The organism is Amycolatopsis xylanica (genome assembly GCF_900107045.1).
Classification (GTDB): Bacteria; Actinomycetota; Actinomycetes; order Mycobacteriales; family Pseudonocardiaceae; genus Amycolatopsis; species Amycolatopsis xylanica.
Map to the genome: position 1 here is coordinate 192,387 of NZ_FNON01000009.1, position 12,494 is coordinate 204,880.

At 68.4% G+C, this 12,494-nt stretch carries 15 protein-coding genes; 2 read left to right on the plus strand and 13 right to left on the minus strand.

What is annotated here, in order from left to right; translation table 11 throughout:
• Positions 1–4: 4 nt before the first annotated feature.
• Positions 5–1,324 (plus strand): glutamine synthetase family protein, encoded by a 1,320-nt coding sequence (locus tag BLV57_RS34335; RefSeq protein WP_091296419.1) that lies wholly within the window; start codon positions 5–7, stop codon positions 1,322–1,324.
• Between the two features lie 462 nt (positions 1,325–1,786).
• Here the strand turns inward: BLV57_RS34335 and BLV57_RS34340 are convergent, their stop codons facing one another.
• The 7 genes from BLV57_RS34340 to BLV57_RS34370 all read right to left on the minus strand — a co-directional run bounded on the left by BLV57_RS34340 (position 1,787) and on the right by BLV57_RS34370 (position 8,258).
• Positions 1,787–2,440 carry a peptidoglycan recognition protein family protein gene (locus BLV57_RS34340; RefSeq protein ID WP_091296421.1) on the minus strand — a complete coding sequence of 218 codons (654 nt, stop codon included), beginning with the start codon at positions 2,438–2,440 and terminating at the stop codon, positions 1,787–1,789.
• Positions 2,441–2,487: 47 nt separating this feature from the next.
• Positions 2,488–3,045 (minus strand): Uma2 family endonuclease, encoded by a 558-nt coding sequence (locus BLV57_RS34345; protein WP_091296423.1) that lies wholly within the window; start codon positions 3,043–3,045, stop codon positions 2,488–2,490.
• A gap of 190 nt (positions 3,046–3,235) precedes the next feature.
• A complete protein-coding gene (trpA, locus tag BLV57_RS34350; RefSeq protein WP_091296425.1) occupies positions 3,236–4,018 on the minus strand; it encodes a tryptophan synthase subunit alpha in 783 nt (260 codons plus the stop codon).
• On the minus strand, positions 4,018–5,244 hold the full coding sequence (gene trpB / locus BLV57_RS34355; protein WP_091296427.1) for a tryptophan synthase subunit beta: 1,227 nt from the start codon (positions 5,242–5,244) through the stop codon (positions 4,018–4,020). Before trpB ends, trpA begins: the two co-directional genes overlap by 1 nt.
• Positions 5,223–6,032 (minus strand): indole-3-glycerol phosphate synthase TrpC, encoded by an 810-nt coding sequence (trpC, locus tag BLV57_RS34360; RefSeq protein WP_091296429.1) that lies wholly within the window; start codon positions 6,030–6,032, stop codon positions 5,223–5,225. Before trpC ends, trpB begins: the two co-directional genes overlap by 22 nt.
• 140 nt (positions 6,033–6,172) lie before the next feature.
• Positions 6,173–6,682 (minus strand): Trp biosynthesis-associated membrane protein, encoded by a 510-nt coding sequence (locus tag BLV57_RS34365; protein WP_091296830.1) that lies wholly within the window; start codon positions 6,680–6,682, stop codon positions 6,173–6,175.
• A gap of 22 nt (positions 6,683–6,704) precedes the next feature.
• A complete protein-coding gene (locus BLV57_RS34370) occupies positions 6,705–8,258 on the minus strand; it encodes an anthranilate synthase component I (protein ID WP_091296431.1) in 1,554 nt (517 codons plus the stop codon).
• Positions 8,259–8,346: 88 nt separating this feature from the next.
• Between BLV57_RS34370 and BLV57_RS34375 the strand changes: the two genes are divergently transcribed.
• Positions 8,347–8,964 carry a TetR/AcrR family transcriptional regulator gene (locus tag BLV57_RS34375; protein ID WP_091296832.1) on the plus strand — a complete coding sequence of 206 codons (618 nt, stop codon included), beginning with the start codon at positions 8,347–8,349 and terminating at the stop codon, positions 8,962–8,964.
• 53 nt (positions 8,965–9,017) lie between these two features.
• Here BLV57_RS34375 and BLV57_RS34380 read toward each other — a convergent pair whose 3' ends face one another.
• The 6 genes from BLV57_RS34380 to hisF form a co-directional block, all read right to left on the minus strand.
• Complete coding sequence (locus tag BLV57_RS34380; RefSeq protein WP_143047221.1) at positions 9,018–9,602, minus strand: hypothetical protein; 585 nt, start codon at positions 9,600–9,602, stop codon at positions 9,018–9,020.
• 86 nt (positions 9,603–9,688) lie between these two features.
• On the minus strand, positions 9,689–10,255 hold the full coding sequence (locus BLV57_RS34385) for a hypothetical protein (protein ID WP_091296440.1): 567 nt from the start codon (positions 10,253–10,255) through the stop codon (positions 9,689–9,691).
• 102 nt (positions 10,256–10,357) lie between these two features.
• Positions 10,358–10,717, minus strand: coding sequence for a DUF1304 domain-containing protein (locus tag BLV57_RS34390; RefSeq protein WP_091296443.1), 360 nt, complete (start codon positions 10,715–10,717; stop codon positions 10,358–10,360).
• A 9-nt stretch (positions 10,718–10,726) separates the two neighbouring features.
• The gene (gene hisI / locus BLV57_RS34395) at positions 10,727–11,080 is read right to left on the minus strand and encodes a phosphoribosyl-AMP cyclohydrolase (RefSeq protein WP_091296448.1); all 354 of its coding nucleotides are present in this window, start codon (positions 11,078–11,080) and stop codon (positions 10,727–10,729) included.
• A complete protein-coding gene (locus BLV57_RS34400; protein WP_091296451.1) occupies positions 11,077–11,448 on the minus strand; it encodes a hypothetical protein in 372 nt (123 codons plus the stop codon). The genes hisI and BLV57_RS34400 overlap by 4 nt, the downstream gene beginning before the upstream one ends.
• Complete coding sequence (hisF, locus tag BLV57_RS34405; protein WP_091296454.1) at positions 11,445–12,206, minus strand: imidazole glycerol phosphate synthase subunit HisF; 762 nt, start codon at positions 12,204–12,206, stop codon at positions 11,445–11,447. The genes BLV57_RS34400 and hisF overlap by 4 nt, the downstream gene beginning before the upstream one ends.
• Between the last annotated feature and the right edge of the window lie 288 nt (positions 12,207–12,494).

A 12,494-nucleotide genomic window follows, 5' to 3' on the forward strand; every position in this document is an offset into this window, starting at 1 on the left:
AGCCATGAGCGAGTTCGATCGGGCAGCCATTGAGGCACGAGCCCAGGAAATGACCGGCCTGCTGGCCGAGCAGGGGGTGGACCTGGTCGCGACCACGTTCGTGGACAACAGCGGCATCGTCCGCACCAAGGCGGTCCCGCTGCGCAAGCTGGCCGAGGCCGCGGCCTGGGGCGTCGGCGCGTCGAACTCGTTCGACTTCTTCCTGTTCAACGACGAGATCACCGGCGGCCGGTACTCCCGAGGTCCCGTCGGCGACCTGAGGCTGCACCCGGACCTCGACCGGCTGACCGTGCTCACCGCACAGCCGGGCTGGGCATGGGCGCCCGGCGACCGGCGCACCCAGGACGGCGCGGTCCACCCACAGGACGCGCGCGGCCTCGCGAAACACGCCGTGCGCATGCTCGGCACCCGCGGGTTCACGGTCCAGCTCGCCTTCGAGGTCGAGTGGGTGGCCGTGGCGGACGAGCCGGTCGGCGGTCCGGCGTACGGGTACACCAGGCTTTCCGAGCACGCCGACTACCTGCGTGCCGTTGTGTCCGCTTTGGACAGTCAAGGGATCGAGGTCGAGCAGATCCATCCCGAGTACGCGGCCGGTCAGTTCGAACTGTCCGTCCGCGCGGAGGATCCGGTCGGCGCCGCCGACACCCTGGTGCTGGTCAGGGAGACGATCCGCAAGGTCAGCCAGTCGCACGGGCTGCGCGCGTCGTTCACGCCGAAGTTCGCGCCCGAGGGCGTCGGCAATGGCGGTCACGTGCATTTGAGCGTGTCCGCGGGTGGCGAGAACCTGTTCGGCGGCGGGGACAGGCGCTTCGGGATGACCGCGCTCGCCGAGGGGTTCAGCGCCGGGATCCTGCGCCGCCTGCCCGCGTTGATGGCCATCGGCGCGCCGTCGGTGGTCAGCTACCTGCGGCTCGAACCGCACCACTGGGCCGGGGTTTTCCGGGTGTGGGGCTTGGAAAACCGCGAGGCGCCGCTCCGGCTGATCGCGGGGCGCTCACCCAATCTCGAGGTCAAATGCTTCGACCTCACCGCGAATCCGTATCTCGTGGTGGCGGCGCTGCTGTTCGCCGGACTCGACGGAATGCTCGGCCACGCGGAACTGCCGGAGCCGCTCGACGTCGACCCCGGCACGCTGCCCGATGTGGAGCGCCTGCCGTCGACGCTGGCCGAGGCCGTGGCCGCGTTCGAGTCGGACGAGCTGCTGAACTCGACGTTCGGCGCCGAACTCGCGACGACACTGGTGGACGTCCGCAAGGGCGAAATCCGCGTCTGCGAAGGACTTTCGCCGGACCAGCTGACAGAGGCTCGCCGCTGGCTGCCTTGAGGACCGGGATAAAGCGGGCTTTATCCCGGTCTTGGTCGTGAGCGATGGCGCCCTCAAGTGCTTACTACTGAGCGGCAAGCCCTCTCTGCGCCTTCCTGTATGAAGGCTCCCCTCATACAGGTCTGACTGGATGAAGGGAGCCTTCATCGCGTATAGCGGCATGAAGGGAGCCTTCATCCAGGCCCGGGTGTATGAAGGCTCCCCTCATACGGGGCGGGTTGTATGAGGGGAGCCTTCATACAGGCCAGGTCTCGCCAGGTCGCGGTCGCGAGTGTTGCGGGCGGTCCCAGTGGAGGAGGCGGGACGTTACAAGGGCCGCCCTTGTAACGCTCTGAGTGACAAGGGCCGCCCTTGTAACTTGCGACGTCTCCGTTGCCTGTGCGGAGCTTGGCGGGCTTTGTCACGGTTTTGGGAGTTGTGAGGGGCATGCGGGGCTGGGGCGCCGCATGCCCCTCACAACCTCTAGTGCCCCAGAGCGGCTGCGACCTCCGCGCGCAGCTGGGGTAGCTTCGAATACAACAGGTCGCCAGGGCATTCGGTGTTGAAGAAGTCCCGGTGTCCCTTGATCTCCGTCACCGGGATGCCGTACTGCCTGCAGACATAGGCGCACAGTACGACAAGTGACTTCCATTGCGCCTGTGGCGGTTCGGCCGTGGTGTAAAGGCCCTCGTTCTCGATGCCGATGGCGTTTTCGTTCTGGCCGGGGCAATGCGCGGCGCGCACGATCTGCTTGCCGGACCGCAGCGCGCTCAGGCTGCCGTGGCGGCCTTCGAAGCGGTAGCCGCCCCGGCTGACCGTGAAGTGCTGGCCGGTGTCGGACCATCCGTTGTTGTCCATGTGGTCCTGCTGGTTGTCCAGGCAGACCTGACATCCGTGCGCCAGCGAGGTTTCCGCGCTGTTGGCGTTCGCCATGTGGTGGATCAGGATCCGGTTGGCCGGATGGTCCAGAGTGGTCAGCGGCTCCGACGGCGGCCGGGCCTTCCAGTCCGCGCAGCTGTAGATCTTGGGCGCGGACGCGGCAGCGGCCACTCCGGGGAGGAGCAGCCCTGCCGCGCACGCGCCCGCGAAGAGCCCGGCTGCGCGGAGGAAGCCGCGGCGGTCGAAGTCGATCTCCATGGGGAGATGATGCCGACCGGTCATACAGTTTTCGTACAAATCGCAGGTCAGCCGGTCAGGTCCACAGTGGTCTCGAACGGCCTGTGCAGCTCGATCCGGCCGCTCTCGCTGCGCGCGATCGGCACGTACTCACCGGTGCCGAGCTCGAACAGCGTCGCGGCGTGGAGATCCGGGTCGACGAGCAGGTAGTACCGCACCATGGCCTCGGCGTACAGCGTGTGCTTGAGGCCGCGGTCCCTGAGCCGGGTGGACGGTGACTCGATCTCCACCGCCAGCAGCAGATCGGATTCGTCGTAGCACGAGGTTTCCATCCCGGCACGCGCCACCAGCGCGAGATCGGGCACGAGCAACCTCTTGCCACCGAGGCGAACGTTCACGCCCGGCAGCAGTTCCGCGCCGTCCGGCAGCGCGGTGGCCAGCTGGAGTTGAAGCCGGTGCAGCAGTCGCTGGTGACCGGAGGACGGTGCGGGGCTCACGAGCAGCGCCCCGTCCACGAGTTCCACCCGCTGGCCGGGGAACTGGTCTTCACTGAAGGCCAATACATCGTCGGCGGTCCAGCCGCCTGGTCGTATCGGCACGGATTCGGTTTCGGCTGGAGCGACCATGACGCTCCCCCCTTCGCACGGTTTGTGCAATGTTGCCGTTGCCCAGTGTGACATGGTGACTCCTTGTCGGTGGTTGACACACCGGGAGTATCGAGAGAAATTTCCGCTCCGCCCAACGCCACCAACGGCAAAAGGACCGTTTCCCTCTTGTTAAAGGGAAAACGGTCCTTTCGCAGCGCTTCTTAAGCCGTTAAACGACCTTTCGCACACCCTCGGCCAACTCGGCGGACAACGCGCGCACCGCGTCGGTTCCGCCGTCGGCCGCGGTGACCAGCGCGGAGCCGACGATCACCGCGTCCGCGAACGCCGCGACCTCGGCCGCCTGCGCGCCGGAGCGCACACCCAGTCCGACGCCGATCGGCAGCTCCGTGTGCGCGCGAGTACGGCGCACGAGTTCTTCAGCGCCGGCGCCGATGCTTTCCCGAGCGCCTGTCACGCCCATAACCGCTGTGGCGTATACGAAACCCGAAGAAGCCTTGGCGGTCAGGTCGAGCCGCTGCTCCGAAGAAGACGGCGCGACCAGGAAAATCCGGTCCAGCCCATGCGTTTCGGAAGCGGCCATCCAGTCGTCGGCCATGTCAGGGATCAGGTCCGGCGTGATCAGGCCCAGCCCGCCCGCCGACGCGAGGTCGCGTGCGAAAGCGTCCACGCCGTAACGGTTCACCGGGTTCCAGTACGTCATGACGACGGCCTTGCCGCCGCGTGACGACACCGCCTCGACGACCTCGAACAGCTGCTTGAGTCGGAAGCCGCCGTCCAGCGCGGTCTCGGCCGCGCGCTGGATGGTCGGGCCGTCCATCACCGGGTCGGAGTACGGGACCCCGACCTCGACCAGATCGGCCCCGCCGTCGATGACCGCCGACAGCAGGTCCTTCGAGCCCGCCAGCGTCGGGAAACCGGCCGGGAGGTACCCGATCAGCGCGCCACGGCCCTCGGCGCGGGTCTGCTTGAACAGATCGTCCAGCGTGCTCATCAGACCAACCCGAAGTACTTGGCGGCGGTGTCCATATCCTTGTCGCCGCGGCCGGACAGGTTGACCACGATCAGGCCGTCCGGCCCGAGTTCGCGGCCGAGCACCAGCGCGCCGGCCAGCGCGTGCGACGACTCGACGGCCGGGATGATGCCCTCGGTCCGCGACAGCAGCTTCATCGCCTGCATGGCCTCGTCGTCGGTGACCGAGCGGTACTCGGCGCGCCCGGTGTCCTTGAGCCACGAGTGCTCCGGGCCGACGCCCGGGTAGTCGAGCCCGGCCGAGATCGAGTACGCCTCGATGGTCTGGCCGTCCTCGTCCTGCAGCAGGTACGACCGCGCGCCGTGCAGCATGCCCGGCGTGCCCTCGGTCAGCGTCGCGCCGTGCTCCCCGGTCTCGATGCCGTGGCCGCCCGGCTCCAGCCCGACCAGCCGGACGCCGGGGTCGTCGATGAAGCCGTGGAAGATGCCGATCGCGTTGGAGCCGCCGCCGACGCACGCGGCGACGACGTCCGGCAGCCTGCCGGCCAGCTCCAGGATCTGCGCGCGGGCCTCTTCGCCGATGATCTTGTGGAAGTTGCGCACCATCACCGGGAACGGGTGGCCACCGGCCGCCGTGCCGAGCAGGTAGTGCGTGGTGTCCACGTTGGTCACCCAGTCGCGCAGCGCCTCGTTGATCGCGTCCTTGAGCGTGCGTGAACCGGTCTTGACCGGGATCACCTCGGCGCCCAGCAGCTTCATCCGCGCGACGTTGAGCGCCTGGCGCTCGGTGTCGACCTCGCCCATGTACACGACGCAGTCGAGGTCGAGCAGCGCGCACGCGGTCGCCGTGGCGACGCCGTGCTGGCCCGCCCCGGTCTCCGCGATGACCCGCTTCTTGCCCATCCGCTTGGTGAGCAGCGCCTGGCCCAGCACGTTGTTGATCTTGTGGGACCCGGTGTGGTTGAGGTCCTCGCGCTTGAGGAAGACGCGCGCGCCGCCCGCGTGCTCGGCGAAGCGCGGGGCTTCGGTGAGCAGCGACGGGCGTCCCGCGTAGTCCTTGAGCAGCCGCGCGAACTCGGCGGTGAACTCCGGGTCCAGCCTGGCCTTGTCGTACTCGGCGGACAGCTCGTCCATGGCGCCGATCAGCGCTTCGGGGAGGTAGCGGCCGCCGTACGGGCCGAAACGGCCCTTCTCGTCCGGGTCGTGCTTGCTGTGCTTCTGCTCCGTCACCGGCTGGGCCTCGGGCAAGCCGGGTGCGAGCCGGCCGTGACCAGCTTGACGAGCGCGCCCTTCGGGTCGCCGGAGGCCACGAGCCCCTCGCCGACCAGCACCGCGTCGGCGCCGTGACCGGCGTACGACATCAGGTCGCCCGGCCCGCGGACCCCCGATTCGGCGATCTTGAAGACGTCCATCGGCAGGCCGGGCGCCAGGCGCCCGAACACGTCACGGTCGACCTCGAGGGTGTGCAGGTTGCGCGCGTTGACGCCGATGACCCTGGCGCCGGCCTCGAGCGCGCGGTCGGCCTCTTCGGCGTTGTGGATCTCGACCAGCGCGGTCATGCCGAGCGACTCGACCCGGTCCAGCAAGGACACGAGCGCGTTCTGCTCCAGCGCGGCGACGATCAGCAGCACCATGTCCGCACCGTGCAGGCGCGCCTCGTGCACCTGGTACGGGCTGACGATGAAATCCTTGCGCAGGATGGGAATGTCGACCGCGGCGCGCACGGCGTCGAGGTCCGCGAGCGAACCGCCGAAGCGGCGCTGTTCGGTCAGGACGCTGATCACGCGGGCGCCGCCGTCGGCGTAGTCCCGCGCGAGCGCGGCGGGATCGGCGATCTCCGCGAGATCGCCCTTCGACGGGCTGCGGCGCTTGACTTCGGCGATGACGCCGATGCCCGACTCCTTCAGCGCCGCCATGACGTCACGGGCGGGCTTCGCGTCCGCCGTGCGCCGCTTCAGCTCGTCGAACGGCAAGGCGGCCTCGCGCACGGCGAGGTCGGCGCGCACGCCGTCGATGATGTCTTCGAGCACGCTCACCGGGCAGCCTCAACCGCAGTGTTCAAAGGTTCCTTCGCAGTCTCGCTCACAAAAACCTTCCCCTTCCCGCTGAAAAGATGCTAACCCGCGCTGGTGGGAGCCCTTGGGCCGGGGCATCGCGTTAGTCCATTTGGCAGGTACTAGTGGTCAGTCGTCGGGTCTTGGCCCTTTGATAACGCATCCCACAGCTCCGTGTCCGGATCTTGAGCAGAACGTTTCTTCGCCGGTGCCGAGTACTTCGCACCCAAGCGCGGCATGGCACTCGCGTGCTTGACGCCCAGCAACCCACCGGCGAGCACGAAAATTCCCCCGAGCAGAGCCAAAGTCCGGCCAGTGAGAATCGCGCCGGACGGCAGACCTGCCTCGAACTGAAAGGAAACACCGTTAACCGCGGCCCACGCTGCGGCGACACCGGCGAGCGCCAGCAGCACGCCGAGCACGCGCCTGGCCCAGCCGCCGGTGGCGACCATGCCCGCGACACCGGCGAGCGCGAGCAGCGCCAGCGGCACGAGCACGGTCGCGCGCTGGTCGCCCTTCTCGGTGTAGAGCACCGTCCCGCGCACGCCGCCGTCCCGGAACTCCGCGAACCAGGTGAAGCGGGAGCCGCCCCACAGCGCGAGCGCGCCGAGGAGCAGCAGCACCGTGACGATCCACAGTGGACGACCCTGTGGTTTAGACAACGCTGGAGTCACCCGCCGGGTCGAGTTCGGCGGCCGCGGCAAGCGTTTGCGCGGCCGCGACCGCGGACAGCACGGTCCTGGCCTTGTTGAGCGACTCGTTGTCCTCGTACTCGGCGTTCGAGTCGGCCACGACGCCGCCGCCCGCCTGGACGTAGGCGGTGCCGTCCTTCATCAGCGCGGTGCGGATGGCGATCGCGGTGTCCGCGTCGCCCGCGAAGTCGAGGTATCCGACGACGCCGCCGTACAGCGCGCGCCTGGTCGGCTCCAGCTCCTCGATCAGCTGCATGGCGCGCACCTTCGGAGCGCCGGAGAGGGTGCCTGCCGGGAAGCAGGCGGCGACGGCGTCATAGGCCGTCTTGTCCCCGCGCAGCTCGCCGGTGACGGTCGAGACGATGTGCATGACGTGGCTGTAGCGCTCGACCTCGAAGAAGTCGACCACGCGGACGGTGCCCGGCTTGCAGACCTTGCCCAGGTCGTTGCGGCCGAGGTCGACCAGCATCAGGTGCTCGGCGCGCTCTTTCTCGTCGGCGAGCAGGTCCTTGGCCAGCTGAGCGTCCTCCTCGGGGTCGACACCGCGCCAGCGCGTGCCCGCGATCGGGTGCGTGGTCGCGCGGCCGTCCCGCACGGTGACCAGCGATTCGGGGCTGGAGCCGACGATGTCGAAGCCTTCGAGCCGCAGCAGGTACATGTACGGGCTCGGGTTCGAGGTGCGCAGCACGCGGTAGACGTCGAGCGCGTCGGCCTGCGTCTCGATCTCGAACCGTTGCGAAGGGACGATCTGAAACGCTTCACCGGCGTGAATCGCCTCGACGGCCTTCTCGACCGCGGCGCCGAAGTCGGCCTTCGTGCGGGCACGCTTGAACTCGGGCGCGGGCCGATCGAACACATTGGACGTCGGGTGCGTCGCGACGGCCAGCTGGCGCGTCATCTCGTCGAGACGGCGCACGCAGTCGTCGTAGGCGGCGTCAACGCGCTCGGCCGAGTCGTCCCAGTTGACCGCGTTCGCGATGAGCGTGACCGTGCCCTCGTGGTGGTCGAAGGCGGCGAGGTCGGTCGCGAAGAGCATCGTGAGCTCGGGGATCTCGATGTCCTTGACCGCCAGCTCCGGCAGCCGCTCCAGCCAGCGCACGGCGTCGTAGCCGATGTAGCCGACCATCCCGCCGGTCAGCGGCGGCATGCCGGTGAGCGGCTCGGTGTGCAGCCGCTCGATGGTCTCGCGCAGCACGCTCATCGGGTCGCCGTCGACCGGCAGCCCGACCGGCGGGTTCCCCACCCACACCGGCTTGCCGTCACGCACGGTCAGCGCGGCGGGGCTCCGCACGCCGATGAACGACCAGCGTGACCAGGAGGCGCCGTTCTCGGCCGACTCGAAGAGGAAGGTACCGGGGCGGTCCCCGGCGAGTTTGCGGTAGAGGCTGACGGGCGTCTCACCGTCGGCGAGCAGACGGCGCACGACCGGGATGACTCGGCGGCCCTCGGCGAGGGCGCGGAACTCATCACGGTTCGGGCTGACCGACCCCAGACCTGCGTGTGCGGCAGTGACCATGGACCTCATTGTGCCGAAACCGGCCCGGTCTCCCCACGGCGGGGGACAAATTCACTGCCTGTTGAATTCTGCCGCGCGGGCGTTCATGATGTCTGATGTGAACGCTTCCCCGCCCGAGAGTAAACGCCGAGGCCGCCGTCCCGCAGGCCAAGACACCAAGACGGCACTGCTCGACGCCGCGCGCGCGGTCTTCGGCGAGTCCGGCTACGAGGGCGCCACGGTCCGCGCGATCGCCACCAGGGCAGGCGTCGACGCGGCCATGGTCAACCACTGGTTCGGCGGCAAGGAGAACCTGTTCGCCCAGGCGGTGCTGCACCTGCCGTTCGACCCCACCCAGCTCATCGCGTCCTTCCTGGACGGCGACATCGACGGGCTCGGCGAGCGCATCGTCCGCAACTTCCTGACGGTGTGGGACGCCACCGACGGCGGCGTGTTCCCCGCGCTGATCCGCAGCATCGCGGGCCACGACCTGGCCGCGCAGGCGTTGCGCGAGCTGTTCATGAACAAGGTCTTCGCGCAGCTGGCGGCCAAGATCGACGTCGACCAGCAGGACCTGCGCGCCACCCTCTGCGCGTCCCAGATGGTCGGCATGGGCATCGTCCGCTACGTCGCGAAGTTCGAGCCGCTGGCTTCGGCGGACCACGACACGGTGATCCGCGCGGTCGCGCCGAACCTGCAGCGCTACCTGACGGGCTCCCTGGACTAGGGCTCGTGAGTGGCGCGGCCGGTTCTAACCGGCCTAAACACTCACGACCCCTCTCACGTGCGCTTGGCCGCGACCAGGAACGGCCCGTACTCGAACATCACCGTCGCCAGGTGTTCGGTGCCGTTGACCCAGACACGCACCCCTTCGGCTCGGAAAACGGCCGCGGGTAAGGGAAGCTGCACCGGCCACGTGGTCGCGAACCCTTGCTCGTCACCGGAGTCGAAACGCACCGACAGCTCCGTCTTCGTCCACGACCCCCTGAACGGCACGGCCTGCCCTGGCCGCCACGGCTCTTCGCGAGCGGCGCGAAGCCTGGGCCGCCACCGGCCGATCCCGATCGATCCGCCGATCACCCCGCAGACCGCGACGACGAACACGAGCGTCACGACGACGACGAGAAACCCCGACGGTTTGCGGCCCACCAGATCGTCGTACCCCACGGCCACCATCACCACGAAGGCGATGAGCGCGAGCACTCCCCAGGCCGTGAGCAGCACGGCACGACGCAACAGCCTGGCCGTGACCTCGCCCGCGAGTTCGGGATCGGCCGCTTCGGTGGCATCGCGGTGGACGTCGTCCATGTGCTTGATCGCGATACTGCGCAGGGTGATCCTGCGAAATCCCCCAAGGTCACTCATCGACGGTCCTCCCCAGCTCGTCACACCCGGACATCATGCGCGGCAGGCACTTCGCCCGTCAGCCGATGTGGCCCAGACCACGTCCGTCAGCGGACCCGGCGCGCGGCGACCAGGAACGGGCCGTACTCGAACATCACGGTCACCGCGTCGCCGGTGCCGTTGATCCAGACCCGCTGCTCGCCCGTCATCACGTTGCCAGGCAAGGGAAAGGCCACCGGCGTGTTCGTGGTGAGCGAGTCCAGGTCGCCCTCGTCGTACCGCACGCTCAGCCGGGCGCCGTTCTTCCGGCCGGACTCACCGAGCAGCGCGATTCCCGCCCGCCACGGCCCGTTCTGGGCGGCCCGCACCCGAGGTCGCCAACGTCCCAGCCCGATAAGGCCGTACGGGATCAACGCCAGGCCTGCCATCAGCGCACCGATCATTGGCAAGGCTTCGAGCGACCCGCCTTCGGGGTCGAACTGCACCTGCATGCCGATGCCGATCACGAAAAGCGCCACGCCACCGCCGAGCATCGCGACGCCCCGGTCCAGCAGCCGCTTGACGGCGGCGCCCGCGAGCGCCGGATCGGCGGGCCGCGGGCCAGGGCGATGGACGTCGTCGCCGAGAAGGGCTCCGAAGAAGCGGACCCGGCGGAACTCCCCAGTGTTGGTCATGCGGCGAAGATACTGCCGCTGACCTGCGCTAACCGGGGGTTTGTCCGGCACCCCTCACCCGGGCAACCGATCCGCCGCCCCCTGCGTTACCGAGTCAGGCCCTCAGCCGGCGAGCAGCACCGCGACCAGCGCCAGTGTGCCGGGCACGACCTGCACGAACAGGATCTTCTTGCTCGCGGTGAGCGCGCCGTAGATGCCCGCGACGATCACGCAGATCAGGCCGTAGAGCTTGAACTGGAACCCGGTCGAGCCGGTCGCGATCAGGCCCCAGATCAGCGCCAGCGCGAGAAAACCGTTGTAGAGCCCCTGGTTCGCGGCCAGCGAAGCCGACTCCTTGGCGAACTCAGGCGTGACGCCGAACGCCTTCGGGCCCTTGGAAGTCCACAGGAACATTTCGAGCACGACGATGTACAGGTGGATCAGCACGACCAGGCCGACCAGGATGTTCGCCACGACGTTCAACGGAGGGTCTCACTTCTCTTCGGCGAGGAGCAGGCGCTCATCGGAGTCGAAACAGCTGTGCTCGCCGGTGTGACAGGCCGGGCCGGTCTGGTCGACGCGCAGGAGGACGGTATCGGCGTCGCAGTCGATCCGCACTTCGCGGACGTACTGCGTGTGACCGGACGTCTCGCCCTTGACCCACAGTTTCTGACGGCTTCGTGAGAAGTACGTAGCACGCCGGGTGGTCAATGTCAGGTCGAGCGCCTCGTCGTCCATCCAGGCCACCATGAGCACGTCGGACGTGCTGTGCTCGACGACCACGGCGCAGATCAGGCCGTCGGCGTTGCGCTTGAGCCTGGCCGCGAGGTCCGGATCGAGGCTCATGCCCGCGCTCCCAGCACGTAGCGGCGCACCGGCATCGAATTGAGCAGCACCGCGGCGTACATGTACCCGGCGAACGCCAGCCCGGAGAACACCTTCACCCACCAGAGTTGCGCGCCCAGCAGGAACAGCGCGTGCAGCAGCCCGAACAGGCCCGCCACCACGAACCCGGCGATCCGCGACGACGGCATCCGCAACGCGATCCCGGCCACCACCAGCCCGCCGAGGATCAGGCTGGCGACCGGCACGAGGAACGACAGCGGCCTGGCGCCGACGAACACCACCTCGAAGGCGATCAGCAGCGTCCAGGCGAGCGCGATGCCGAGGAACAGCCCGACCACGATCTTGACCTCGACCATGGCGTTCTTCATCGGACCACCACCCCGCCTTCCCGCAGCGTGGCCTTGACCTCGCTGATCTTCAACTGTCCGAAGTGGAACACACTGGCCGCGAGCACCGCGTCCGCGCCGCTCTGGACGGCGGGCAGGAAGTGCTCGAGCGCGCCCGCGCCGCCGCTGGCGATCACCGGCACCCGCACGGCCTTGCGCACCAGCTCGATGAGCTCGAGGTCGAATCCGTTCTTGGTCCCGTCGGCGTCCATCGAGTTGAGCAGGATCTCCCCGACCCCGAGCTCCTCGCCCCGCGCGGCCCACTCGACGGCGTCGATCCCGGTCCCCTGCCGCCCGCCATGGGTGGTCACCTCGAACCCGGACTCGGTCTCCCCGCCACGCCGCGCGTCGACCGAGAGCACGACGCACTGCGCACCGAACCGCCGCGAAGCCTCTTTGAGCAGCTCGGGCCGGGAAATGGCGGCGGTGTTGATGCTGACCTTGTCAGCGCCGGTCCGCAGCAGCCGGTTGACGTCCTCGGTGGACCGCACGCCCCCGCCGACCGTGAGCGGGATGAACACCTGCTCGGCCGTCCGGCGCACCACGTCGAACGTGGTCTCGCGATTGCCGGAGGAGGCCGTGACATCGAGGAACGTGAGCTCGTCGGCGCCCTCGGCGTCATAGGCCCGCGCCAGCTCGACCGGGTCGCCGGCGTCACGCAGGTCGGCGAAGTTGACCCCCTTGACCACTCGACCTGCGTCGACGTCGAGACACGGGATCACCCTGACCGCTACAGACATGCGTTCAAGCCTACTTACGCAGGTCCGGCCCCTCGAACGCGGCTCAGGTCGCAGTCGTGAGTGGTATTGCCGGTTCTAACCGGCAATACCACTCACGACCCATGATTGTGATCCGGGACACAGATCTGGCGGCGGTAAGTGGGATAACGTTTACCGGCTGGGGTGGACATTCTTCCGGGGGTCCGGTCTGTCGCCGACATTTCGACTACATGGGGTATTGAACGCATGAATTTCCGAGGAAGACGTGCGCCCATTCGGGCTGCGCTGGTTTCCGCGTTGCTGGCGGTC